This window comes from Aromatoleum toluclasticum ATCC 700605, assembly GCF_000378245.1.
In the GTDB taxonomy this organism is placed as follows: Bacteria; Pseudomonadota; Gammaproteobacteria; order Burkholderiales; family Rhodocyclaceae; genus Aromatoleum; species Aromatoleum toluclasticum.
The window spans coordinates 209820-235106 of the sequence record NZ_KB899496.1 but is presented as its reverse complement, the minus strand read 5'-3'; the positions used below and the strand labels follow the sequence as shown (position 1 = coordinate 235106).

Here is a 25287-nt window from a genome sequence, read left to right as displayed (position 1 = left end):
AATGTTCAATCCATCCCGCGATCAGGTCCGCACCTTCTTCATCGAGAGCTGGCGAAAATACCTCGCGAAGGAGGTTCTGACGCCGATCGAACACATCGCCAACGACCTCATCCTGCTCCACCCGGAATACCACTCGCTGCTCGAAGACCCCGAAGCGGTCGCCAGGGAATTTCCGCCCGAAGGGGGACAGCTCAATCCTTTCCTGCATCTCTCGCTACATCTCGCGATCGAGGAACAGCTGTCCATCGACCAGCCCCCAGGGTTGCGCGCCGCTTTCGAGTCGTGTCAGGCGCGACGCGGCGACCGGCACGCGGCCCTGCACGACGTCCTCGAGTGCCTCGGCGAGACGATGTTCGACGCACAGCGAAACAACCGGCAGCCCGACGGCGAGGCTTATGTCAGCTGCGTGCTTCGCCGCGCAGGTTGACGCAGTGTAGACTGCGCTGACGCAGCCCCCTTGCCGGGGCTCCAGGCGCCCCGCCGACCCTTGCGTTCCGCGGGTATGTTCCCGAGGAGTTCTGCCGCACATGGAAGCGCTACCCGAACTCTCGATCCTGCTCGTCGAAGACGATCTGCTCCAGGGCGAGCGCATGGTCATGCTGCTGCAGAGCCTCGGGCAGAAAGTCCGGCTCGTGGAATCGGGCGAGATGGCGCTCGACGTGTTCGCGGCGACGCCTGCCGATCTCGTGCTCATGGACGTCATGCTGCCGGGCGTGAACGGTTTCGAGACGACGCGGCGGATCAAGTCGATGTGCGACGGCCGCTGGGTACCCGTGATCTACATGACCGTACTCGGCGGTTGCGCCAACCTGGTCGAGGGCCTTCACGCCGGCGGCGACGATTACCTCGTGAAGCCCGTGGAGTTCGAGATCCTCGAAGCGAAGCTGCGATCGGCGATGCGCACCCTCGGGCTGTATCGCGACCTCGAACGGTCACGCGACGAGCTCGCGCGCACCAACGCGGCGCTGCGCGGAGTCAATCATGAACTGGAGTGTTTCACGTACGCGGTCGCACACGACCTGAAATCGCCTCTCCGTGCGATCAACGGCTACGGCAGCCTGCTTGCTTCGAGCGAAGCCACGCGGCTTTCCGGGGACGGGCGCGCCTCTCTCGAGCGGATACTGGAGGGCACCGAACGCATGGGCCTCCTGATCGACGATCTGCTCGAATACTCGCGCGTCGAACGCGCTCCGGTAGCCTTTGCGGAGATTGACGTGCGGAACTTGACGTCACGGCTGATCGCGGACTTCAGCGCCGAAATCGGCCGCAACCGCGCAGCGGTCGAGCTTGCGCCTTCCTGCGCCTCGATCCTGGCCGATCGCAGCGGACTGATGCATGCGCTGCGCAACCTGTTGGGCAACGCGCTGAAGTTTTCCGCCGGCGTGGCAAATCCCCGCATCGTGATCGCGTGCACCTGCGAAGCGGGCCGGTACCGCATCTCGGTGCACGACAACGGCATCGGCTTCGACATGTGCCACCACGAGCGCATCTTCGACATCTTTCACCGGCTTCACCGCGACGACGAATATCCCGGCACAGGGATCGGGCTGGCGATCGTGCGCAAGGCCGCCGCGCGCATGCAGGGCCGCTGCTGGGCCGAAAGCACCCCCGGACAGGGCGCGAGCTTCCATCTCGAATGGCCGATACCGGCGTGCGCGCCGAACTCGTAGTGTCCTGAGTTGGTGGAGCCCATATAATAGGCGTTCGCCAACGAAAGGAACCCCCATGCGCTTCGAAGGATCACGCGATTACGTTGCCACCCCGGACCTGATGCTCGCGGTAAACGCGGCGATCAAGCTGCAACGGCCGCTCCTGATCAAGGGCGAGCCCGGCACGGGCAAGACCATGCTGGCCGAAGAGGTGGCCGAAGCGCTGGGTCTGCCGCTGCTGCAGTGGCACATCAAGTCGACCACCAAGGCTCAGCAGGGGCTGTACGAATACGATGCCGTTTCGCGCCTGCGCGATTCGCAACTGGGCGACGACCGCGTCAAGGACATCGCCAATTACATCGTCAAGGGCGTGCTGTGGCAGGCCTTCGAATCCGAAAACCCGTGCGTGGTGCTGATCGACGAAATCGACAAGGCGGACATCGAGTTTCCCAACGATCTGCTGCGCGAGCTCGACCGCATGGAATTCCACGTGTACGAGACGCGCAAGACGATCCAGGCGCGCCACCGGCCCATCGTCTTCATCACCTCGAACAACGAGAAGGAGTTGCCGGACGCCTTCCTGCGCCGCTGCTTCTTCCACTACATCCGCTTCCCCGACCGCGACACGATGCAGCGGATCGTGGACGTGCACTTCCCGGACCTGAAGAAGGATCTCCTGCGCGAGGCGCTCGAGGTGTTCTTCGGGCTGCGCGACGTCCCGGGCCTGAAGAAGAAGCCCTCCACGTCGGAACTGATCGACTGGCTGAAGCTGCTGGTGGCAGAGGACATCCCCCCCGAGGCGCTGCGCTCGCAGGACCAGCGCGCGGTCGTGCCGCCCCTTGCGGGCGCGCTGCTGAAGAACGAGCAGGATCTCCATCTGTTCGAGCGGCTCGTGTTCATGGCGCGCAACAATCGCTGACGGGCAGGCGTCGATTCGAGATCAAGGGCCGAAGGGCGCGATGAAGGGCAAGGACCATGCTCATAGACTTTTTTCTGCATCTGAAGGCGAGCAAGCTGCCCGTGTCGACGCGGGAGTTCCTCACGCTGCTGGAAGGCTTGCGCGACGGCGTGTGCGGCCAAGCAATCGACGAGTTCTACTTTTACGCGCGCACCTGCCTGGTCAAGGATGAGTCGCGTTACGACCGTTTCGACCAGGCTTTCGCTGTGTACTTCAAGGGCGTGACGGAGATTCCGGGCCTGGACAAGGAACTGCCCGAAGAGTGGCTGCGCGCAATGATGAAGAAGCATCTGTCGCCCGAGGAAAAGGCACAGCTCGAGAAACTCGGCTGGGACAAGCTGATGGACGAGTTCCGCAAGCGCCTCGAGGAACAGAAGGGCCGCCATCAGGGCGGTTCGAAGTGGATCGGCACCGGCGGCAAATCACCCTTCGGCAACAGCGGCTATCATCCGGAGGGGATCCGGGTCGGCGGCGAGTCCGCCGGCAATCGCACCGCGATCAAGGTGTGGGAGAAGCGCGAGTACCGCAATCTGGACGATTCGCTGGATCTCGGCACGCGCAACATCAAGGTTGCGCTGAGACGGCTGAGGCGCTTCGCGCGCGAGGGCGCCGCTGAGGAACTGGATCTCGACGGCACGATCGCTGCGACCGCCCGCAATGCCGGCTGGCTGGACCTGATGATGCGGCCGGAGCGCCACAATGCGGTGAAGGTGCTGCTGTTCCTGGATGTGGGCGGATCGATGGACGACCACGTCAAGGCATGCGAGGAGCTGTTCTCAGCGTGCCGGGCGGAATTCAAGCATCTCGAGCACTTCTATTTCCACAACTGCGTGTACGAATCGGTGTGGCGCGACAGTCGCCGTCGCCACGCGGAGCGGATCCCGGTCCATGACCTGATCCACAAATATGGTCCGGACTACAAGCTGATCTTCGTCGGCGACGCGACGATGAGCCCGTACGAAATCCTGCACCAGCACGGATCGATCGAGCACATGAACCAGGAACCGGGCGCCGACTGGCTGCGCCGGCTGCTCGATGCCTGGCCGGCCGCAACATGGCTCAATCCGGAACCGGAGCGCCTCTGGCCTTATCGGCAGTCGATCGAGATCATCAACGGCATCATGGCCCAGCGCATGTATCCGATGACGCTCGAGGGGCTGGAACGCGCAATGCGGCAGCTGTCGAAAAAGACCTGAGCGCCCGATCGACGGCGCAGCGGAACGCGACGCTTATTCGGTGAAGGGCAAGGGCTGCATGCCGAAACCCTCGTCGAGCCCCTTGATTTGCTGCAACAGGCCGTCGAGTTCCTCCTGCAGGCGTGCCTGGGACGCGGCATCGAGCAGCCGCAGGGCCTCCGGCAGGACTCCGCGGGCGGGCGACGGCGCCCGGGCCAGCAGTTCGCGTCCGGCCGTCGTCAGCGACAGTCGCACGACCCGCTGATCCGCGCTGGTGCGTGCCTTTGCGACGAAGCCGTTGGTCTCGAGCTTGTCGATCATGTTCGAGGCGGTCGACTGATGCAGGGCCATCCGTTTGGCGAGCTCGCCGACACGCAGCTCTGGCTCTTCGAGCAATTCCTGCATCGCCCATAGTTGCGCGCCGGTCACGCCGCTCCGCTTTTCGACCCACTGGGAGTGACGCTGTGCCGTGCGGATGAGCACCCGGAAGCGCTGTAGGACGGACAGCGGGGTCGCCTGCACCGGTTGCTTGCGGTCGGTGGACTTGCTCACGATAGGAAACCCCTTTCTGCAACGCCGGGGACATCCCGGCAAAAACATTCGTGTAAATATTTTGGAAACACCGCGGGTTTCCCTATGGATTTTCGGGATATCGTAGCGGAAACGCCGGCCGATCCCAACAAGACCGGCAGTTGCGGATCTCAACTCCAACAAGCCATCGTGTCATCCAAGCTCCCGCCAACCGATGCGAAGCGTTCGACTCGCACGTTCCAGCAGATCGTGCGATCGGGCCGCCGCTATACGAATCCCCTGATCTCGGTCGGCCACTGGCGCCGCCGCGCCCTCCTCGTCGGTGCAGCGCTCCTTGCGGGACTCATCGCAATCCTTTTCGCGATCGGAGCCGAGCACGCGATCGAGTTCCACACACGGATCATTTCGACCTCGCCCTGGCTGTCACTCCTTGTCGCTCCTGCCGGATTTGCCGCCATGGCGTGGGTCGCCGGCCGTTTTTTTCCCGCAACCCAGGGCAGCGGGATCCCGCAGACGATCGCCGCTTCGCTCAGCCCCGACGCCGAGGTGCGCGGACGGCTGCTGTCGCTGAAAATCGCAGCCGCCAAGGTGATCCTGACCCTGGGCGGACTCCTCTCCGGGGCATCCATCGGTCGGGAGGGGCCGTCCGTCCAGATCGGCGCCTCGGTGATGCATGCGCTGGCCGGAAGGCGTTTCGGCCGCATTGCGTCCAGCCGCAATCTGATCGTTGCGGGCAGCGGAGCGGGTATCGCCGCTGCGTTCAACACGCCCCTCGGCGGAATAATGTTTGCGATCGAGGAGATGTGCCGCCATCACGCCTTCCGCGCGAACAGCGCGACGCTGACGGCGGTGATCTTCGCCGGGCTGATGTCGCTCGGCATCCTTGGAAACTACACGTATTTCGGCCGCACTCCCGCCGCTCTCGGTTGGCCGGGCGGCATCTGGCCGGTGCTGATGTGCGGCGCGGCAGGCGGCATCCTGGGCGGCATGTTCAGCCGGCTGCTCGTTGCTTCCGCACGCGGTCTGCCGGGCCGCGTGGGTGATTTCGCCGCGGAGCGCCCGATCGCCTTCGCGGCCGGCTGCGGACTCGCGACAGCCATTGTCGGACTCGTGACGGGCGGTGCCACCTACGCCACCGGCTATGCGGAGTCCAAAGCGGCCCTCGAAGGAAGCGCCCCGCTGCCGTTTTACTTCTTCGCGGCGAAAATGCTGGTGCTCTGGCTGGCCTTCGTCAGCCGCATCCCCGGCGGGATCTTCGCCCCGGCACTTGCGGTCGGGGCAGGCCTGGGATCGGCCCTCGCCGGCCTGAGTCCCGGGGATGCTGCGCCGGCACTGGTGATCCTGGGGATGGTCGCCTTCCTTGCAGGCATGACGCTAGCCCCGATCACGTCCTTCGTGATCGTGATGGAGATGACCGCAAATCACGAGATGCTGATCCCGCTGATGGCCGCATCCGTCATCGCATACGGTTTTTCCAGATCGGTGTCGCCTCGTGCCCTCTACGACACGCTCGCGATTCCTGCGCTGGAGCGCGCGCAAGCTCAGGTCGTGCACGGTTCCGCCGGCGGCGAAAAACGTTCGGAACCGTGAACGAAAACCGCCCGCAAAGCGGGCGGCTTCGGTGATGCCGGAGTGGCGGCCGGTGCGAATCAGTTGCCGCTCATCGCCATCATCAGCTGATTGATGCGCTTGACGAAGGTCGCCGGGTCGTCGAGCGTGCCGCCTTCGGCGAGCAGCGCCTGGTCGAAGATCACCGCGGCCCAGTCATCGAACTGCTTGTCCTCGTACTTGAGGCGCATCACGGCCGGGTGATTCGGGTTGATCTCGAGGATGGGCTTCGAGACCGGCGCCTGCTGGCCCGCGGCCTTCAGGATGCGTGCGAGGTTCATCCCCATGTCGTGCTCGTCGGCGACGAGGCAGGCCGGCGAATCGGTGAGGCGGTGCGTGACACGCACTTCCTTGACGCGCTCGCCCAGGCTCGCCGTCATCTTTTCGAGCAGTTCCTTGTACTCGTCGGCGGCCTTCTCGGCTTCCTTCTTCTCGGCCTCGTCCTCCAGGCTGCCCAGGTCCAGGCCGCCCTTGGCGACGGACACGAGCTGCTTGCCGTCGAAGTCGGTCAGGTTGCCGATCACCCACTCGTCGACACGGTCGGAGAGCAGCAGCACTTCGATGCCCTTCTTGCGGAAGATCTCGAGGTGCGGGCTGTTCTTCGCGGCGTTGAAGGTCTCGGCGGTGACGAAGTAGATCTTGTCCTGGCCTTCCTTCATTCGGCCGATGTAGTCGGCGAGCGACACGGTTTCGTCGGGCGTGTCGTCCTTCGTCGAGGCGAAGCGCAGCAGGCCGGCGATCTTCTCCTTGTTGGCGTGGTCTTCGCCGACGCCTTCCTTGAGCACCTTGCCGAATTCCTTCCAGAAGGTTGCGTACTTTTCCTTCTCGGCGGCGTCCTCGCTCGTCGCGAGGTCTTCGAGCAGGCCCAGCACCTTCTTCGTGCAGCCGGCGCGGATGGTGTCGATGTCCTTGCTTTCCTGCAGGATCTCGCGCGAGACGTTGAGCGGCAGGTCGGCCGAATCGACCACGCCGCGCACGAAACGCAGATACATCGGCATCAGCTTCTCGGCGTCGTCCATGATGAACACGCGCTTCACGTACAGCTTGATGCCGTGGCGGGCGTTGCGATCCCACATGTCGAACGGGGCGTGCGCGGGGACGTAGAGGAGCTGCGTGTATTCGTGGCGGCCTTCGACACGGGCATGCGACCACGCGAGCGGCTCGTCGTAGTCGTGGCCGACGTGCTTGTAGAAGGCCTTGTACTCGTCGTCGGTGATGTCGCTCTTCGCGCGCGTCCACAGCGCGTTGGCCTGGTTGACGGTCTCGTCCTCGTCGGTCGTGACCTGCTCGTTCTTGTCCTGGTCCCACTCTTCCTTCTTCATCAGGATGGGCTGGACGATGTGGTCGGAGTACTTGCGGATCAGGCTGCGCAGCTTCCAGCCGGAGAGCAGGTCTTCCTGGTCGTCACGCAGGTGCAGGGTGATCTCGGTGCCACGGCCGGCCTTGTCGACGGCCTCGACGGAGTATTCGCCGGCTGAGTCGCCGACCATCGAGCATTCCCACTTCACGCCGTCCGCGGCGGGGAGGCCTGCGCGGCGGGTGACGACGGTGACCTTGTCGGCGACGATGAAGGCCGAGTAGAAGCCGACGCCGAACTGGCCGATGAGGTGGGCGTCCTTCTTCTGGTCGCCGGTGAGCTGCGAGAAAAATTCCTTGGTGCCGGACTTGGCGATCGTCCCGAGGTGCGCGATCGCTTCGTCACGGCTCATGCCGATGCCGTTGTCGGCGACGGTGACGGTCTTCGCGTCCTTGTCGAAGGAGATGCGAATCGCGAGCTCTCCCTCGCCTTCGAAGAGCTCCGGCTTGTCGAGCGCCTCGAAGCGCAGCTTGTCGCAGGCGTCCGACGCGTTGGAGATCAGCTCGCGCAGGAAGATCTCGCGGTTGGAGTACAGCGAGTGGATCATGAGGTGAAGCAGCTGCTTCACCTCGGCCTGGAAATTGAGGGTCTGGGCGCCGGCGGCGGTCGTCATCGGTTGAAACTCCATTTACAGAGGAACGCGCCTGCATATGGGGCGCGTTCCGGGAATTTCAAGCGCCGCTCACGGCGATCATTCGTAGCGGATCTCGACGACCTCCATCTCGCGCGGTCCGGCCGGGCTCTGGAAGCGCACGACGTCGCCCTCGCGCGCCTTCATCAGGGCGCGCGCGAGTGGCGAGATCCAGCTGATGCGGCCGGCGCTCGCATTGGCCTCGTCGACACCGACGATCTGCCAGGTCTGCTCGCCCTCGCCACCCTCGTCCTCGACGTCGAGCACGGTGACGGTCGCGCCGAAGAAGACCTGCTCCATGCCCTGCTGGCGCTCGGGATCGACGACCTCGGCCGATTCGATGCGCTTGATCAGGAAGCGGATGCGACGGTCGATCTCGCGCAGCCGCTTTTTGCCGTAGATGTAGTCCCCGTTCTCGGAGCGGTCGCCGTTCGATGCTGCCCAGGCGACCGTCTCGACGAGCTTGGGCCGCTCGATGCGCACGAGCTGGTCGAGCTCGACCCGCAGCGCGTCGTAGCCGCGGCGCGTCATGTAGTTCTTGGTCCCGGGGGGCAGGCGCACCGCCGCAGGGACGTCTTCGTCATCGTCCTGGCCGTCGCCTTCCTTCGTAAAAGCCTTGCTCACCTTGTGAGTCCATCCTGTAGCGGGTGATTTGTTGCCTTCCATTACCGTATGCGAGTGCGTACGAGGCCGCGCCATCGCCGCTTCATGATAGCGGACAAGTACGCAGGCCGCGCACGATGCGCCTGCTCATGGCTGCGCGGATCGGTTCAATCCGATAAACTGCAGGGTTCTCACAAACATCTTGCAATCGCGAGACGCTACCGCGGTCGGGCGCCCTTGGGCGACACTTCGATAGTCTCGCGACCGGCGTGCCCGTCGCACCGCGAAACGCACGTCGCCGCGCATTCAACGCATTTCTCGCCGAGTCATGAACCAAGCCGCCACCCCCTCTTCCGCCGATCTCGACGCGCTGCGTCTCGAAGTATCGGGCCTCGTCGTCGAAGCCCTCAACCTGGACACGGCACCCGAGTCCATTCCGGCCGACGATTCGCTGTTCGGCGAAGGCTTGGGCCTCGACTCGATCGACATCCTCGAGGTCGCGCTCGTCGTCTCGAAGCGTTACGGTTTCCAGTTGCGCGCCGACAACGAGGACAACGTCAAGATCTTCCGCTCCCTGCGCAGCCTCACCGAGTACGTCGCGGCCAACCGCACGAAATGAGGCCCGCAGTTGTCCGCGTTGCGCGCGGACTGGCGATTGCCGTCGTCGTGATCGCGTGGGCTGTGGCAGCGCACTACACGAGTGCGCTCGTCGATGAATCGTCCTGGGGGGCGCTCCTCGCGATCGCGCCCTTCGCGGTGATCGCCGCAGGTTTTGCCTGGCAATCGACGCGCCGCGGCCTGATGCTCGCGCTGCTTGCCGCCGCCACGCTGGCGCTCGCGCTCGCATGGCCGACGCTCGCGCGCAACGTCGGCTGGCTGTATTTCGTCCAGCATGTCGGCACCAACCTCCTGCTGGGGCTCGGATTCGGACGCACGCTCGCCGCGGGGCACGAGCCGCTGTGCACGCGCGTCGCCCGCACGATTCACGGAGCGGTCAGCCCCGCACTCGCACGCTATACGCGGCAGGTGACCGTCGCGTGGACGATGTTCTTTGCCGGAACCGTGGCGATTTCCTGTCTGCTGTTCGCGTTCGGCACCATCGAGGCGTGGTCGACCTTCGCCAATCTCCTGACCATGCCGCTCGTCGGACTGATGTTCCTCGGTGAATATCTCGTCCGCCTCAAACTGCTTCCGGACGATCGCAGCAGCATCCTCGACGCCGTCCGCGCGTATCGGCGTACCTCACCCACTGCAACCCCGGTCAACGAGCGATGACGCACCCCGGCCCCGCAACGCTGCCGCTCCTTGCGCACGCACAACCCGATGCCGTACTTGCCTGGCGGCATGACGGCCCGGTGACGGTCGAACGCTTCCTGGGTGATGTACGGCGCCTCGCGTCCGGGCTGCCTGCCGGCGGGCACGTCCTGAACGTGTGCGCGGACCGCTACCGCTTCACCGTCGGGCTGGCTGCGAGCCTGGTCCGTCGCAAAATCAGTCTCCTGCCCTCGACCCATACGCCCGAGACCGTCCGGCAACTACTCGCCTTCGCACCCGATGCGTTCTGCCTGACCGACGATCCCGCCTGCGACATCGACCTGCCGCAGCACTGCTTCCTCGAAATCGGGGACGCCCCCCCTGCGCCGGAGGACTCCGCGGTGCCGATGATCGACGTCGATCAGACCGTGGCCTACGTCTTCACATCCGGATCGACGGGCGCTCCGATGCCGCACCCGAAGAGCTGGGGCGCCCTCGTGCGCAACATCGCGGCCGAGGCGGACAGGCTGGGCGTGGTCGGCAGGCCTTTCACGCTGATCGGCACCGTCCCGCCGCAGCACATGTACGGATTCGAGTCGACCGTGCTGCTTGCACTGTTGTCGGGCGGCGCGATCTGGTCGGGGCGGCCGTTCTATCCGGCGGACATCGCCGACGCATTGAACGCCGCCCCCCGCCCGCGCGTCCTGGTGACCACGCCCTTCCACCTGCGCACCCTGCTGGCCGCCGATGCTGAGGTGCCGCCGGCCGATCTCGTCGTGTCCGCCACCGCGCCGCTATCGGGCAATCTCGCCGTCGCAGTGGAGGCACAGCTGCGGTGCCCGCTGATCGAGATCTACGGCTGCACCGAGACGGGCCAGACGGCTACCCGGCGCACGGCCGAGACGGCGGAATGGCAGCTGATGCGCGACCTCAGGCTCAGCGTCGAAGACGGCAAGGTGTGGGCGCGGGGCGGCCATGTCGAGACGCCGACCGTGCTGAACGACATCATCGAACCCACCTCGGGTGACCGCTTCCTGCTGCACGGGCGCTCGGCCGATCTCGTTAACATCGCCGGCAAGCGCAGCTCGCTCGGCTACCTGAACCATCAGCTGAATGCGATCCCGGGCGTCGTCGACGGCAGCTTCTTCATGCCGGACGAGGACCAGGCCGACGGGGTGACGCGCCTGACGGCGGTCGTCGTGGCACCGGCCCTCGATCGCGCCACACTGCTGCAGGCCCTGCGCGAGCGCATCGATCCGCTGTTCCTGCCCCGCCCGCTGATCTTCGCGGACGCCCTTCCCCGCAACGCGACGGGCAAGCTTCCGCGCGCGGCGCTGGAAGAGCTGCGGCGCACACTGGGCGGCCGCGAATGATCCACGAGTCGAGCGTCTCGATTCCCGCCGATCATCCGTCGTTTGCGGGGCATTTCCGGGGTCGCCCCATCCTGCCGGGCGTCGTGCTGCTGAGCCTCGCGACGCGCGCGCTCGGGGACGCCCTCGGGCGTCGCGTGCCGCCGTGCGGCATCGCATCGGCCAAGTTCCTGCGCCCGGTCGGCCCCGGCACCGAGCTGCGTGTACGCCTCACCGAAGCGGGCGCGAGCTGGCGCTTCGACATTTTCGCCGGGGACGAGTGCGTCGCGACCGGCTCCCTGCGAGTCGATCCGGCGTGAACGACACATCCGACGCACAGCCCCGACGCGGCACGGCCGACTGGGCAAGCCGGCCGGAGCGCAGCAATTACGCTACGCTGCGGTTGATGACGTGGATCTCGCTGCGGCTCGGTCGCCGTGCCGGGCGTGCGGTGCTGGTGCTGATTTCGGCCTACTTCCTGCTCTTCGCGCCGACCGCCCGGAGAGCCTCGCGCGATTGGCTCGGACATGCCCTCGGCCGACGTCCCAAGGCCATCGAACGGTTCCGGCATGTCTTCAGCTTCGCGAGCACGATCCACGACCGCATCTACCTGGTGAATGACCGCTTCGACCTGTTCGACATCCGCGTGCATGGCGGCGAACTCGTGCAGGCGGCGGTGGCCGGCGGCCAGGGGGTGTTCCTGATGGGTGCGCACCTCGGCAGCTTCGAGGTCATGCGCGCGATCGGTCGCCAGCAACCCGGCATGCGCGTGGCGATGGTCATGTACGAGGAGAACGCGCGCAAGATCAACGACACGCTGGCCGCGATCAATCCGGCGGCCCGTGCGGACATCATTCCGCTGGGGCATCTGGATTCCATGCTGCTCCTGAAGGAGCGGCTCGACGACGGTTCGCTGGTGGGCGTGCTTGCGGACCGCAGCCTGGGCGACGATCCGTCGCAGCCGGTCGAGTTCTTCGGCGAGCCGGCGGATTTTCCGGTCGGCCCGTGGCGCATCGCGGCCATGCTCAAACGCCCGGTGATCCTGATGGTAGGCCTGTATCGCGGGGGCAACCGCTACGACGTGCACTTCGAGGAGCTGGCCGATTTCTCCGCGGCGACGCGCGAGAACCGGGCACACCTGATTCACGCGGCAGTCGAATGCTACGCGGCACGCCTTGCGCACTATGCGGGACAGGCGCCATACAACTGGTTCAACTTCTTCGATTTCTGGCAGAGCGCGCGCCGCCGCGCCGTCCACTGACCCCCTGGAGTACCCGTGTTCAAAGTTGCTTCCACGCGTCTGCTCGTTGCCGCCCTGTTCGCGGCGGCGTTCCTGCTGCCCGGTCCGCAGGCCATCGCCGCCGAGTCCTGGACGGTGGCCCAGCTGATGCAGGCCCTGGGCAAGCATCGCAGCGGACAGGCCACCTTCCAGGAGCGGAAGTATCTGGCGGTGCTCGACCAGCCCGTCGAATCGTCGGGGGAATTGCGCTTCCAGGCCCCGGACCGGCTGGAGAAGATCACCCTCAAGCCACGCCCCGAATCCATGATCCTCGAAGGCAACAATCTGAGCGTGACGCGCGGCAAGAAACAATTCAACGTCCGCCTGTCCGACTACGGCGAAGTCGCCGGATTCATCGACAGCATCCGCGCGACGCTCGCCGGTGACCGCGAGACGCTCGAGCGTAGCTACGCGCTGCACCTCGCGGGCAATGCCGAACGCTGGACCCTGACCCTGCTGCCGCGCGACACGCGCATGGCCGAGGTCGTCACCCGCATCAATATCGCCGGGACGCGCGGCCTGCTGCGCGAGATCGAGATCCTGCAGGCTGACGGCGACCGCTCGGTGATGGCGATCGCGGCGATGGGGCCGGCACGGTGACACGCCGTTTCGCGCCAGCCCTGCTGTTGTGGCTGGCCTTCGTCGCAGCCTGCGTCGCCGTCGTGAGCCAGACACGTTTCACGACCGACCTCTCGGCCTTCCTCCCCGAAGCGCCCAGCGCCGAACAGCGCATCCTCGTCGACCAGTTGCGCGACGGCATGGTGTCGCGCCTGCTGCTAGTGGGCATCGAAGGCGGCGACGCGGCACAGCGGGCGCAACTCTCGCGCGGTCTCGCCCGGCAGCTGCGGGCCGATGCGGCTTTCGGCACGGTCGCGAACGGCGAACCCGTCCATCGCGAGCACGACCACGCCCTGCTGTTCGCCAACCGCTATGTCCTGAGCCCTGCCGTGAGCACGGAACGCTTCACGACGGCGGGCCTGCGGCAAGCCATCGAGGAGTCGGTCAATCTCCTCGCCTCGCCCCTCGGCATGCTCACGAAGGCACTGCTGCCGCGCGACCCCACCGGCGAGCTGCTGCAACTGCTGGAACGACTCGACGGCGGCGCGCGTCCGGCGATGCAGGAAGGCGTATGGGCCTCGCGCGATGGCGGGCGTGCACTGCTGCTCATCCAGACCCGCGCCTCCGGGTCGGATCTCGACGGCCAGCAGGCGGCCATCGCTTCCGTGCGCAAGGCGTTTGCGGATGAGGCGTCCGGACTGCCTTCCGGGACTGATCTCAAGCTGCTGATTTCGGGCGCCGCCGTGTTCGCGGTCGACTCGCGCGCCACCATCCAGGGCGAAGTGACGCGGCTCGCGCTGGTGTCGACCGCGATCATCGTCGCGCTCCTGCTGTTCATCTACCGCTCGCCGACGGCCCTCGTGCTCGGGCTCCTGCCGGTCGTGTCAGGAGCACTCGCAGGCATCGTCGCCGTCAGCCTCTGGTTTGGCGTCATGCACGGGGTTACCCTCGGTTTCGGCACGGCCCTGATCGGTGAGGCGGTCGATTATGCGATCTACCTCTTCGTCCAGTCGGGCGCCGGGAAAGGGAGCGGCGGCCGCAACGCCTTCTGGCCGACCATACGGCTCGGCGTGATGACCTCCATCTGCGGCTTCGGCGCGCTGATGTTTTCGGGGTTTCCGGGGCTTGCGCAGCTCGGCCTGTATTCGATCGCGGGATTGATCGTCGCGGCCCTCGTGACCCGTTACGTTCTGCCGCACCTCCTGCCTGCCGGCTTCGCCATCCGCGACGTGACGCCGCTCGGCCTGCGCCTGCAGCGCCTCGTTGTCGCAATCAAAAGGCTGCGCTGGTTCCTTGCCGGACTGGCGGCGCTTTGCGGTGCCCTCGTGTTCGCGCAGCACGGCCGCATCTGGAACCATGAACTCGGGGCGCTGAGCCCCGTCTCCCCCGAGGCCCAGGCACTCGACGCGGCATTGCGCAGCGATCTCGGTGCACCGGACCTGCGTTACATGATCGTCGTGCGGGCGGCCGACGCCGACACGACCCTGCAGCAGGCCGAAGCAGTGTCCGTGCAGCTGCAGACGCTCGTGGACGCCGGAGAGATCGGCGGCTTCGAGAGCCCTTCGCTGTACCTGCCTTCGCATGCGCGACAGCTCGAACGTCGCGCTGCCCTGCCCGACCCGGGCGAACTGCGCGCACGGCTCGGCGCCGCGACCGTGGGCCTGCCCCTGCCCGCCGGGCGACTCGAGCCCTTCGTCGAGGATATATCCGCCGCCCGCGCCCGCGCACCGCTGACGCGCGCAGACCTCGACGGAACCAGCTTCGCGATGGCAGTCGACTCGCTGCTCCTGCGTCAGGGCGAGCAATGGACCGCCCTTCTGCCGCTGCGCGCGCCGGCTGCGGGCTCGCGTGCGAAAGAGATCAACCCCGCGGCGGTCCGCAGCGCGCTGGAAGGGGCCGCCGATGCCAGCCCCCTGTTCATCGACATGAAGAGCGAGTCCGGACGGCTCTACGCGGGCTACCTGCGCGAAGCCATCATGTTGTCGCTCGCGGGCGTGGGCGCAATCGTCATGCTCCTGGCCGTCGCCCTGCGCTCGCCGCGGCGCGTCATCCGCGTCGTGCTGCCGCTCGCGGCCTCCGTTCTGACGGTCGTCGCAGGCCTCGTACTCGCGGGCGTGGCGCTGACGATCCTGCATCTCGTCGGACTGCTGCTGATCGTCGCCGTGGGCTCCAATTACGCCCTGTTCTTCGACGGCAGGGGCGGAAACGACGCCCTCCCGCCCGCAACCCTCGCCTCGATGCTGTTCGCGAACCTCACGACGGTCGCAGGCTTCGGCGTCCTCGCGTTTTCCTCGGTTCCCGTGCTGCAGGCGATCGGGGGCACTGTCGGCCCCGGCGCCTTCCTTGCCCTGCTCTTCGCGGCCGCCTTCGCCCGCAGGACCTCATGCCCCGCCGCTGGCGCCCCGGCGCGCTGATCCACTGCTCGGCGGTGCTGCACGCCGCCGCAGCGGCCGGGATCGCCCTGCGCCCCGAAGCCTGGCCGTGGGCAGTCGGCGCCGTCGCCGCCAACCACGGCCTGCTCACCGCGGCAGGGCTGCTGCCACGCTGCTCGCTGCTCGGGACGAACTGGACACGCTTGCCGGGCGCCGCAGCCGCGCGGGGTGAAATCGCGCTGACGATAGACGACGGCCCCGATCCGGACGTCACGCCCCGCGTGCTCGACCTGCTCGATGCCCATCGCGCTCGCGCGACCTTTTTCGTCATCGGCCGGCTCGTGCGCGAACATCCGGCGCTCGCCCGCGAAATCGTCGCCCGCGGCCACGCCATCGAGAACCACAGCGAACATCACCTCAAGACCTTCTCGCTGCACGGCCCCCGCTGGCTCGCCCATGAGATCGGCGCCGCGCAGGACACCATCGCCGAAGTCTGCGGCCGGGTACCGCGCTTCTTCCGCGCGCCGGCAGGCCTGCGCAATCCCTTCCTGGAGCCTGTCCTCGCCCGGCTCGACCTGCAACTCGCGTCGTGGACCCGCCGCGCGTATGACACCCGCAACGGCGACGCCGATGCGGTTGCCTCCCGGCTGCTCGGCGGCCGCGATGGCAAGACGCGCGGCGGCGACATCCTGCTGCTGCACGACGGCAACGCCGCGCGCACGTCGCAAGGGCGGGCCGTGATCCTCGACGCCCTCCCACGGGTGCTCGATAGCTGCCGCGCCGCGGGCCTGATGCCGGTCACCCTCGAGCACGCGATCCCCTAAGCGCGGCAACCACCCGTCTCACCGGCAAATGGCCGGAGCATCGCGGCCGCAGGTGAAGGGCATCCCCCCATCATCCCGAATTGCGGGGGATACCCTTTCGCTGCGCTTCATTTTTCCGCCCCACCGAATTCACGAGAATCCGCCCGACGCCAGGCATGTAACAAAACATATCCGTCCGGATCTGCCTGGTCAGCCTATCGGGGAGTTCAATGAAAACGGGAACACGATTCACGCGGCTTTTCGCAACTGGCAGCGTCCGCCTCGCGGCGGGCCTGCTGCTCATCCATCTCGGCTTCGGCTTCGCGCAAGCGGCCGTACCGCCGGCCAGCGCGGCCAACGCCCCGCTGATCCGCTTTACCGAAGGCGCGGAATACATCGGCGAAGAGCGCTGCCTCGCGTGCCACACCGTCGAGAACGACAAGTTCTCGCACACGACGCACGCCAAGGCATTCCGCCTCAATCCGAAGAACGATCTCGAGCGCCGCGGCTGTGAGGCCTGCCACGGGCCCGGCTCGCGCCACGCCAACGAAAACTACATGGACAAGTCGCTCATCGTCAGCTTTACGCGCGAATCGACGAAGGCCGGCGGGCAGCAAAAGGACAAGTCCCTGATCGTCGGTTTCACCCGCGAGGCGACGAAGCCGGGTGAGTCTGCCAACAACAACGGCCCTGACCAAAGCAACGCGGTATGTCTGCAGTGCCATGACGGCAACCAGCGCATCTTCTGGCGCTCGTCCACGCATCAGACCAACGGGCTGGCCTGTACGGACTGCCACAACCCGATGGCAAAGTTTTCGGCCACCGGCCTGCAGAAGGCCAACAGCATTTCCGAGACCTGCTACAGCTGTCATCAGCAGCAGCGCATGGAGTTCCGCAAGCGCTCGCACATGCCGCTGCCCGAAGGGAAGATGTCCTGCGCCGATTGCCATAACCCGCACGGTTCGCCGACGAAGCCGCTGCTCAAGGCAGATACGGTCAACCAGCTCTGCTACAGCTGCCACCAGGAGAAGCGCGGCCCCTTCGTCTGGGAACACGCCCCGGTGCGCGAAAGCTGCCTCAACTGCCACAGCCCACACGGCTCGAATCAGGAAAAGCTGCTATCGACCCCGCGCCCCTTCCTGTGCCAGCAGTGCCACACCCACACAACGCACCAGAACAACCTCCTCACGCAGGCCAACACCGCCAGCGGTGCGCTGCCTGACGAACGCGTCATCGGCCGCGGCTGCTCCACCTGCCATGCGCAGATCCACGGCTCCAACCACCCGGCTGGTGCCCGGATGCATCGCTAACGAGACTGAGGACGAACAATCATGAAAAACAAGGAATTTTCCCTGCTGCCCATCGTCGCGATGCTCGCAATGATGGGAGCCGGCCCCGCCCGCGCCGACTCGGCGGCCGGCGTCGACACCGTTCTTGGCAATGCAGCCGCGCCCGGCGGCGCCGACACGACGGGTTACACCGACCCTCAAGGTTTCTCCGCCGTGATGGGTGGCAAGGGGCCGTCGCACACGCCGAGCGCGCAACTCTACCGATACCCGCCGGTATCACCCGGCCACGTCGAAGGCAGCGGCGGCTGGCAATACGCCGGCAGTATCGAAGCCGGCTACACCGGCGGCAACGCCGACGCCACGGCCGGCGGTTTCCGCGAATATGCGGACTGGCAAAACGGGGCGCTGATCAACAGCTTCAACCTGAGCGCCGAGAAGCCCGACGAGGCGCTCTATCTGCGGCTGCGCGGCGGCGGCGTCGACAGGAAGGACCAGTACTACGGCTTCGAAGCCGGGCGATACAACGGCATCAAGTTCTCGCTGTTCCTCAACGACACGCCACATATCTTCTCGACCAACGCGCGCCCGCTGTGGAATGGCGTCGGCACCGATAACCTGACCCTGCCCGCCGGTCTTGCTGCGGGCACTCATACCCAGTCCGACACGGCCAGCTACGCCGCGCTGCAGGCGGCGGTGGCGAATGCACGCGAGACGACCTTGAGCGTCGACCGGCAGAAGATCGGCCTGCGCATGGACACGCCGATCAACGAACGGCTCAACGGCTTCTTCAGCTATACCAACGAACGGCGCGAAGGCGAGCGGCCCTTCGGCGGCGGTTTCATGTTCGACTTCATCCGCCGTTCCGCGGCGAATCCGGTCGGCAACAACGTCGTCGGGGCCGTCAACGAAACGGTCGAGCCGATCGACTACACGACCCACGAATTCCTCACCGGTCTGCGCTACGTCGGCGAGAAGGACCGCCTGAACCTCACCCTGTCGAGCTCGCTGTTTCGCAACGACAACAAATCCCTGACCTGGGAAAATCCCTTCTCGATCAACTTCGGCGCGGCAGGCACGACGAACTCGACCAGCTGGGAAAAGGGGCGTTTCGCCCTCAGCCCGGACAACGAGGCGTACAACATCAAGGCCGACTACGCCCGCATGCTGCCGATGCACGGGCAGTTCAGCGCGACCGTCGCCTTCGGCAGCATGCGTCAGAACGACGACCTGCTTCCGCCGACCATCAACGACGGCATCAACGCCGCCGGCGTGGCGACGACCTACGCCAGCGCGATCGCCGGCTACGACACGACAGGCGTGCTCAGCCGCCTGAAGGCCGACGCGAGGATCGACACCCGCCTCGCCGATCTCGGCCTGTCGCTGCAGCCCGCGGACGACCTCACCGTGCGCGCAAAGCTGCGCTACTACGACGAGGACAACCGCACGCGCTACACAGCCATTGATCCGGCCACCGGCAAGATCGGCTATCCGGCGCTGGATTACGCGCTGCCGGGGGTATTCGGCGCGGCATTCGGCTTCTACAACGGCACCAACAACATCCATTACATGAGCATCCCGACCAGCTACACCCGCTGGACGGGAGGGCTGGGCGCCGACTACCGCCTCGGCCGCCAGAGCCAGATCGGCGCAATGTGGGAAAGGGAGGAAACCGAGCGCCCGTACCGCGAGGTCAAGAACACCACCGAGGACCGTCTCAAGCTCACTTTCAACACCCGCGCCTTCGAACAATCGATGCTGCGCGCGTCGTGGGAGTTCGGCGACCGGCGCGGCAGCGACTACCGCTACGACATCTACGAGCACTTCTACACCAGCTCGCGCGACGACTACACCGGCGCCGTGCCGGTACATACCCTCGCCGAACTGCGCAAGTTCGACATCGCCGATCGCCGCCAGAACGTCATCAACCTGCGCTGGAACACCATGCTGCGCTCGGACATGGACGCGATGCTGTCCTTGCAGCACAGGCGGAACGACTACCTCGACTCCGACTACGGCCGTACCGGGGACGAGAAGCTCAGCAGCGTGAATGCAGAATGGAACTACACGCCCACACCGGGCAGCAGTTTCTTCACCTGGTACTCGTTCCAGACCGGCAAGATGAGCCAGCGCAACATCAACCAGGGAGTGAGCGGCACGCGCGCCAGTTCCCATGCCGGCGTCGACAACATGTATCCGCTGGCCGGCGCGTGGAGCGCCGACACGGACGACCTGAACCATGCACTCGGAGCCGGCTTCACGCACAATTTCGGCTGGGCCCGCCTGGAAAGCCGCTACAGCTACATGTGGTCGTCGAGCAAGCTCAAGTACGGCTACTCCGATGCACAGGCGGCGACGGTGGGCAGCGGCACCAACGAGACTCAGACTGCGGCGGTCGCGGGCAACGAGTTTGCCGACATGAAGTACCGCCTGCAGGTGATCGAGACGAGCATCGTGCATGACCTGGACAAGAACAGCTCGGTACGACTGTTCCATCGCTGGGAGAAGCGCAACGTCGAGGATTGGCACTACACCGGCCTGGACGGCAACCCGCTGATCGGCCAGAAGCTGTACCTCGGCGCCACACCGGAAGACTACAACGTCAATGTGCTGGGCGTGTTCTGGCAGTACCGCATGTAGGACCGGAGTCCGAAGTGCCGAGCGCAAGGCCGCGGCGAGCCGGGGTCTTGCGCATGAGTCCGGGGCTCGTGCTCACATGGCTGGATCGAAGGCCGGGAATTCGTCCTCGAACAGCGCCACCAGAAAATCCAGAAATGCGCGGATGCGCGCCGAATTGCGGCCCGCCGGCAGGAACACCGCGTGGGCCTGATTGGGGATCGTCTCGTAGTCGGGCAGGACACGCACGAGGCGACCGGCACGCAGGTCTTCACCGACGATGAACGTCGGCTCACAGATGATGCCCTGGCCGGCAAGCGCGGCGATACGGTTCATTTCGCCGTTGTTCGAGCGGAAAGCACCGTGCACCGGCACGACGAACTCCTGATCCCCCCTGCGCAACTTCCAGCCATTGCCGGAGGCGAGATTGGTGTACACGAGACAGCTGTGGCGCACCAGGTCGTCGGGTTTCACCGGCCGGCCTGCGCGCTCCAGATATTCCGGACTGGCGCACAGGGCAGTACGGATCACGGCGAGACGCCGCGCGACGTACATCCCCGAAACATTGCGCGTGATGCGTACCGCCAGATCGACGCCCTCCTGGGCAAGATCTACGATCCGGTCGGAAAAGCGGATCTCCGTCTTGAGCGCCGGGTGGGATTCGACGAATCGGGAAAAATGCTGCGCGAGGAAGACGTTGCTGAAGGAGTACGGAACGCTGATGCGCAGGCAGCCGCTGAGTGAGGCATTGTCCGCGGACACTGCGAGTTCCGTCGCTGCGATCTCATCCAGATGCATGCAGCAGCGCTCGTAATACATCGTGCCGGGCTCGGTCAGGCCGATCTTGCGCGTGCTGCGGTGGAGCAGCGAGACGCCGAGCGCCTGCTCGAGGTCCCCCACATGGCGCGACGCGGTGGTGGTCGAAATGCCGAGCTTGGCCGACGCACGAGCGAACGAGCCGCAATCGATGACCGTACGGAAGACGTTCATCGCGATCAGTTTGTCCATGAATCGGTCCGTATGCATTTCCAATCGGGGCGCCGCAGTCTAGTTCGGCGCCCCGAACCGAAATAGCGCGCATCGGAAGAAACACTGTTTCGCAAACCGGAACAATCGCGAGCCGATACGCTGCCCCTGCAATCACAGGCCGAACGCCGAGCAAGCACGGGCCGACATCCCGCACTTTGCTAAAATACCGCTCCTTCGTGCAATTGCGAGTCAAAGTGCATCCGCTGCTGATTTCCGCCTACACCGCCACGTCCTGCCTCGGGCGGGGGCTGGAGCCGCTTCGCGACGCGATGCTTGCCGGTCGGTCCGGGCTCAAGCCGTGCGACTTCGAGACCGTCTCGCTGCAGACGTGGATCGGCGAGGTCGCAGGCACCAACGACGAACGGCTCCCCGCGGAACTCGCACGCTTCGACTGTCGCAACAACCGACTTGCGCAACTCGGCCTGCTGCAGGACGGTTTCGCCGACGCGGTTCGCGCAGCTATATCCCGTCATGGCGCCGATCGCATCGGCGTCTTCCTCGGCACGAGCACATCCGGCATCCTCGAGACCGAACTCGCCTATCGCCGGCGGTCCCCCGACACCGGGGCCCTTCCGGCCGACTTCAACTACGCCGGCACGCACAACACCTTCTCGCTGGCAGACTTCGTGCAAAACTGGTTCGGATTGAAGGGGCCCGCCGTGGTTGTCTCATCCGCCTGTTCGTCCAGCGCCAAGGTGTTCGCCTCCGCCGCGCGCATGATCGCGAGCGGTCTGATCGATGCAGCCTTGGTCGGCGGCGTCGATTCCCTGTGCCTCACGACGCTGTACGGCTTCAATTCGCTCGAGCTCACCTCCCGGCAAGCCTGCCGCCCCTTCGATCGCGCCCGCGACGGCATTTCGATTGGCGAAGGCGCGGCCTTCGCCTTGCTGGAACCGGCACCACACGCGCTCCCGCCCGACGCGGTCCTGCTGCTCGGCTACGGCGAATCGAGCGACGCCTACCACATGTCCTCCCCGCATCCCGAAGGCCGCGGCGCCCGCCAGGCGATGGATGCTGCCCTGACGCGCGCCGGCCTCGCCGCGCCCGACATCGACTACATCAACCTCCACGGCACCGCGACGCCGAGCAATGACGCCGCCGAAGGCAAGGCCGTGAAGGGGCTCTTCGGCAGCGCGACGCCCTGCAGCTCCACCAAGGGCGCAACGGGCCACACCCTCGGCGCCGCCGGCGGCATCGAGGCCGTGATCGCTGCGCTGGCGATCCGCGACGGCTTCATTCCGGCGGGCGCCGGCACCACCGCCCCCGAAGAGGGGCTCGACTACGTACTCGCTACGCGCCGCCAGCCGGTGCGGCGCGTCATCAGCAACTCCTTCGGATTCGGCGGCACGAACTGCAGCCTGATCCTCGGCAGCCCAGCATGAGTCCGACCATGACGAACCCGCCCGCAGCCTGGATACGCAGCATCGGCCTGATCGGGCCCGGCATGTCCGACTGGCCGGCCTGCGCTGCGATCCTTCAGGGCCACGCTGCCTGGAATCCGGAGAAGACCGTACTCAACGCCCCCGATCGGCTGCCGCCGGCCGAACGCCGCCGTGCGGTGCGGGTAGTGAAGCTCGCCCTGGGTGTCGGCTTGCAGGCGACGACGGCTGCCGGCGTCGATCCGTCCGGCCTCGCGACCGTCTTCTCGGCATCCGGCGGCGATGGCGGCAATTGCCACCAGATCTGCGAAACCCTCGCATCGGACGACCGCCAGATCTCGCCGACACGCTTCCACAATTCGGTGCATAACGCCGCCGCCGGCTACTGGGGCATCGCCACCGGCGCGACCGCGGCCTCGGCCGTGCTGTGCGCCTACGACGGCAGCTTCGGCGCAGGCCTTCTCGAGACGCTCGCGCAGGTCCAGGTCGAGCGCGAACCGTGTCTGCTGCTCGCGTACGACGCCGACTACCCCGAACCGCTGCGCTCGACGCGCCCGATCCCCGACGCCTTCGGCGTCGCGCTGCTGCTGACGCCCGAGCGGGAAGCCGACAGCTGCGGACGCCTCGCCGCGAGCCTGACCGACGCCCCCGCCGACACCCTCGCGGATTCCGGCCTCGAGTCCTTGCGATGTGCCATCCCCGCCGCGCGCAGCCTGCCCCTGCTGGCCGCAATCGCCGGACGCCGCACCGGTCGCATCGTCCTCGACTATCTCGACCACGCCCGCCTCGCGGTCGATTATGCGACGTGAGCGCAGCATCAGCTGCGACATGAGCATGCAGCCCGCAACGCTCGACCGCGAGGCCATCGCCGCACGCATCCCGCACCAGGGCGGGATGTGCCTGCTCGCCGGTGTCGACGCCTGGGACGCCGATGCGATCCGCTGCCGCGCGACGAGCCACCGCGACAACGACAACCCGCTGCGCGACGATCGCGGCCTGCCGGCGACGAGCGCCATCGAGTACGCCGCACAGGCGATGGCCGTGCATGGTGCCCTGCTCGCTACGCCGGGCGAGCCACCTCGCGCGGGCTTCCTCGCGAGCGTGCGCAGTGTCGAGATCGCCGTCGAAAGGCTCGACACCGTCGCCGCCGACCTCGACATCCGCGCCGAACGCATCACCGGCAACGACAACCAGATCCTCTATTCCTTCACCGTCTCCGCGGACGGACGCGTGCTCGTTTCCGGCCGCGCCGCGGTGATCCTCGACGCGGGCGCCCTCGGCCGCGGCCTCGGTGGCAAACTCAGCGGGAGCCAATCTTGAAACGCGCACTCGTCACCGGCGGAAGCGGCGGCATCGGCGCGGCGATCTGCCGCCGGCTCGCCTGCGACGGCCATCATGTCTACATTCATGCCAACCGCAACGCGGACAAGGCCGAAGCCTTGGCCGCGGAAATCCGCGGTGCAGGGGGCAGCGCCGAGGCGGTCGCGTTCGACGTCACCGACGCCGCAGCCACGGCCGCCGCACTCGATGCGATAAGCGCGGAGGCCCCGCTGCAGATTCTCGTGAACAATGCCGGCATCCACGACGATGCGGTGTTCCCCGGCATGCGCGCCGAGCAATGGCAGCGCGTCATCGACGTGTCGCTGAACGGTTTCTTCAACGTCACCCAGCCGCTTACGATGCCGATGATCCGCACCCGCTGGGGGCGCATCATCACGATATCGTCGGTAGCGGCGATCACCGGCAACCGCGGCCAGACGAACTATGCGGCCGCGAAGGGCGCCCTGCACTCGGCAAGCAAGTCGCTCGCGCAGGAACTCGCGAGCCGGGGCATCACGGTGAATGTCGTCGCTCCCGGCATCATCGACACGGCAATGAGCGAGGACGCCTTCGACGCGGAAGCGATTGCGCGGATTGTGCCGATGAAGCGCGCCGGAAAACCCGAAGAGGTCGCCGACCTGGTGGGCTTCCTCGCATCCCCCCAGGCGGCCTACATCACCGGCCAGGTGATCTCGATCAACGGCGGGATGATCTGAAGCGCCGCGCGAGCAGCATCGGCAGGCGCACGAGGAAGCCGAAGAACAGCCGCGTGTGCATCCATGTCAGCAGCAGGTTGTCGCGCGCGTAATTGAAGTGCGAGACGCCCCCTTCGTCCGGGCTGAAGTACTTCACCGGTGCGGGCAGGTTAACCGGACGCACGCCGAGCCACGCCATGCGCACCACGGCTTCGGGATCGAAATCGAAGCGCCGCATCCAGCGCTGGCCGCGCATGACCTTGGCCAGCGGCGCGATCGGATAGACACGGAAGCCGAACAGCGAATCGCCGATCCCCATCCATAGCGTCTCGAGGTTCGCCCACCAGTTCGACACCTTGCGCCCACGCACGCGCAGCGTCGGGGCGCTGGCATCGAAGACCGGCACGCCCAGCACCATCGTGTCGGGCCGCACGGCAGACGCCGCCATGAAATCGGGGATCAGCTCTGCCGGATGCTGGCCGTCCGAGTCCATCGTCAGCACGTGCGTGAAACCCTGCTTCGCGGCCAGCTCGATGCCGTGCAGCACCGCAGCCCCCTTGCCCGAGTTCTTCGGCAGCACGATCACGCGCAGCCCCGGATCGCCCTCCGCCATGCGGCGCAGCCCGTCGGTGGTGCCGTCCGTGCTGCCGTCGACGACGACCCATACGGGCATCCACTCATGGCGCGCGGCGCGCACCGTCTCGAACACCTTCGGCCCCGGGTTGTAGCTCGGGATCAGCACCAGGTGCGTGGCAGTGGGAGCCTCCACCGGACTGGGCAGCGGCGCGGATTTCGGCAGGGTGACCTGATGGGACGTCATGGCGGCATGCGGAAC

At 66.3% G+C, this 25287-nt stretch carries 24 protein-coding genes; 19 read left to right on the top strand and 5 right to left on the bottom strand.

Annotated features, from left to right (window positions below; all coding sequences use genetic code 11):
• The first annotated feature begins 1 nt into the window (after position 1).
• The 4 genes from F464_RS0112335 (at position 2) to F464_RS0112320 (ending at position 3803) form a co-directional block, all read left to right on the top strand.
• Positions 2-427 carry a DUF1841 family protein gene (locus tag F464_RS0112335; RefSeq protein WP_018990127.1) on the top strand — a complete coding sequence of 142 codons (426 nt, stop codon included), beginning with the start codon at positions 2-4 and terminating at the stop codon, positions 425-427.
• 100 nt (positions 428-527) lie between these two features.
• Complete coding sequence (locus tag F464_RS0112330; protein ID WP_018990126.1) at positions 528-1670, top strand: sensor histidine kinase; 1143 nt, start codon at positions 528-530, stop codon at positions 1668-1670.
• A gap of 55 nt (positions 1671-1725) precedes the next feature.
• Positions 1726-2568 (top strand): AAA family ATPase, encoded by an 843-nt coding sequence (locus F464_RS0112325; RefSeq protein WP_018990125.1) that lies wholly within the window; start codon positions 1726-1728, stop codon positions 2566-2568.
• A 56-nt stretch (positions 2569-2624) separates the two neighbouring features.
• Complete coding sequence (locus F464_RS0112320; protein ID WP_018990124.1) at positions 2625-3803, top strand: vWA domain-containing protein; 1179 nt, start codon at positions 2625-2627, stop codon at positions 3801-3803.
• Between the two features lie 33 nt (positions 3804-3836).
• Here F464_RS0112320 and F464_RS0112315 read toward each other — a convergent pair whose 3' ends face one another.
• On the bottom strand, positions 3837-4334 hold the full coding sequence (locus F464_RS0112315) for a MarR family winged helix-turn-helix transcriptional regulator (RefSeq protein ID WP_018990123.1): 498 nt from the start codon (positions 4332-4334) through the stop codon (positions 3837-3839).
• 84 nt (positions 4335-4418) lie between these two features.
• Here F464_RS0112315 and F464_RS0112310 point away from each other — a divergent pair, with 84 nt between their 5' ends.
• Positions 4419-5903 (top strand): chloride channel protein, encoded by a 1485-nt coding sequence (locus F464_RS0112310; RefSeq protein ID WP_018990122.1) that lies wholly within the window; start codon positions 4419-4421, stop codon positions 5901-5903.
• A gap of 59 nt (positions 5904-5962) precedes the next feature.
• Here F464_RS0112310 and htpG read toward each other — a convergent pair whose 3' ends face one another.
• Both htpG and greB read right to left on the bottom strand, forming a co-directional pair.
• Positions 5963-7891: a molecular chaperone HtpG gene (gene htpG / locus F464_RS0112305; RefSeq protein ID WP_018990121.1), complete on the bottom strand. Its 1929-nt coding sequence runs from the start codon at positions 7889-7891 to the stop codon at positions 5963-5965.
• A gap of 78 nt (positions 7892-7969) precedes the next feature.
• Complete coding sequence (gene greB / locus F464_RS0112300; protein ID WP_018990120.1) at positions 7970-8533, bottom strand: transcription elongation factor GreB; 564 nt, start codon at positions 8531-8533, stop codon at positions 7970-7972.
• 307 nt (positions 8534-8840) lie between these two features.
• On the opposite strand from greB, the gene F464_RS0112295 reads away from it, so the two are divergent.
• From F464_RS0112295 to F464_RS0112250, 10 genes are all read left to right on the top strand, one after another.
• Positions 8841-9131, top strand: coding sequence for a phosphopantetheine-binding protein (locus F464_RS0112295; RefSeq protein WP_018990119.1), 291 nt, complete (start codon positions 8841-8843; stop codon positions 9129-9131).
• Positions 9128-9787 carry a COG4648 family protein gene (locus F464_RS0112290; protein WP_018990118.1) on the top strand — a complete coding sequence of 220 codons (660 nt, stop codon included), beginning with the start codon at positions 9128-9130 and terminating at the stop codon, positions 9785-9787. The genes F464_RS0112295 and F464_RS0112290 overlap by 4 nt, the downstream gene beginning before the upstream one ends.
• The gene (locus tag F464_RS0112285; protein ID WP_018990117.1) at positions 9784-11139 is read left to right on the top strand and encodes an AMP-binding protein; all 1356 of its coding nucleotides are present in this window, start codon (positions 9784-9786) and stop codon (positions 11137-11139) included. The genes F464_RS0112290 and F464_RS0112285 overlap by 4 nt, the downstream gene beginning before the upstream one ends.
• The gene (locus F464_RS31325) at positions 11136-11435 is read left to right on the top strand and encodes a 3-hydroxyacyl-ACP dehydratase FabZ family protein (protein ID WP_018990116.1); all 300 of its coding nucleotides are present in this window, start codon (positions 11136-11138) and stop codon (positions 11433-11435) included. The genes F464_RS0112285 and F464_RS31325 overlap by 4 nt, the downstream gene beginning before the upstream one ends.
• A complete protein-coding gene (locus F464_RS0112275; protein ID WP_040394968.1) occupies positions 11432-12376 on the top strand; it encodes an LpxL/LpxP family acyltransferase in 945 nt (314 codons plus the stop codon). The genes F464_RS31325 and F464_RS0112275 overlap by 4 nt, the downstream gene beginning before the upstream one ends.
• Positions 12377-12391: 15 nt before the next feature.
• Positions 12392-12994, top strand: coding sequence for an outer membrane lipoprotein carrier protein LolA (locus F464_RS0112270; RefSeq protein ID WP_018990114.1), 603 nt, complete (start codon positions 12392-12394; stop codon positions 12992-12994).
• Positions 12991-15366, top strand: a complete 2376-nt coding sequence (locus F464_RS0112265) for an MMPL family transporter (protein WP_018990113.1) — start codon at positions 12991-12993, stop codon at positions 15364-15366. The genes F464_RS0112270 and F464_RS0112265 overlap by 4 nt, the downstream gene beginning before the upstream one ends.
• A complete protein-coding gene (locus tag F464_RS0112260) occupies positions 15336-16148 on the top strand; it encodes a polysaccharide deacetylase family protein (protein ID WP_018990112.1) in 813 nt (270 codons plus the stop codon). Before F464_RS0112265 ends, F464_RS0112260 begins: the two co-directional genes overlap by 31 nt.
• Before the next feature lie 209 nt (positions 16149-16357).
• Entirely contained in the window at positions 16358-17437 is a 1080-nt protein-coding gene (locus F464_RS0112255; protein ID WP_018990111.1) for a DmsE family decaheme c-type cytochrome, read from the top strand.
• A 21-nt stretch (positions 17438-17458) separates the two neighbouring features.
• Positions 17459-20053: an MtrB/PioB family decaheme-associated outer membrane protein gene (locus tag F464_RS0112250; RefSeq protein WP_018990110.1), complete on the top strand. Its 2595-nt coding sequence runs from the start codon at positions 17459-17461 to the stop codon at positions 20051-20053.
• Positions 20054-20125: 72 nt separating this feature from the next.
• Here the strand turns inward: F464_RS0112250 and F464_RS28395 are convergent, their stop codons facing one another.
• Positions 20126-21037 carry a LysR family transcriptional regulator gene (locus F464_RS28395; protein ID WP_018990109.1) on the bottom strand — a complete coding sequence of 304 codons (912 nt, stop codon included), beginning with the start codon at positions 21035-21037 and terminating at the stop codon, positions 20126-20128.
• A 215-nt stretch (positions 21038-21252) separates the two neighbouring features.
• Here F464_RS28395 and F464_RS0112240 point away from each other — a divergent pair, with 215 nt between their 5' ends.
• From F464_RS0112240 to fabG, 4 genes are read left to right on the top strand one after another with little or no spacing between them, the layout of a single operon-like run.
• Positions 21253-22440: a beta-ketoacyl-[acyl-carrier-protein] synthase family protein gene (locus F464_RS0112240; RefSeq protein WP_018990108.1), complete on the top strand. Its 1188-nt coding sequence runs from the start codon at positions 21253-21255 to the stop codon at positions 22438-22440.
• 8 nt (positions 22441-22448) lie between these two features.
• The gene (locus F464_RS0112235; RefSeq protein WP_018990107.1) at positions 22449-23246 is read left to right on the top strand and encodes a beta-ketoacyl synthase chain length factor; all 798 of its coding nucleotides are present in this window, start codon (positions 22449-22451) and stop codon (positions 23244-23246) included.
• 19 nt (positions 23247-23265) lie between these two features.
• Positions 23266-23757, top strand: coding sequence for a hotdog family protein (locus F464_RS0112230; RefSeq protein WP_040395027.1), 492 nt, complete (start codon positions 23266-23268; stop codon positions 23755-23757).
• Complete coding sequence (gene fabG / locus F464_RS0112225; protein WP_018990105.1) at positions 23754-24473, top strand: 3-oxoacyl-ACP reductase FabG; 720 nt, start codon at positions 23754-23756, stop codon at positions 24471-24473. Before F464_RS0112230 ends, fabG begins: the two co-directional genes overlap by 4 nt.
• On the opposite strand, the gene F464_RS0112220 is transcribed toward fabG, so the two are convergent.
• Entirely contained in the window at positions 24454-25272 is an 819-nt protein-coding gene (locus tag F464_RS0112220; protein ID WP_018990104.1) for a glycosyltransferase family 2 protein, read from the bottom strand. The two genes, fabG and F464_RS0112220, sit on opposite strands and share 20 nt — an antisense overlap.
• Between the last annotated feature and the right edge of the window lie 15 nt (positions 25273-25287).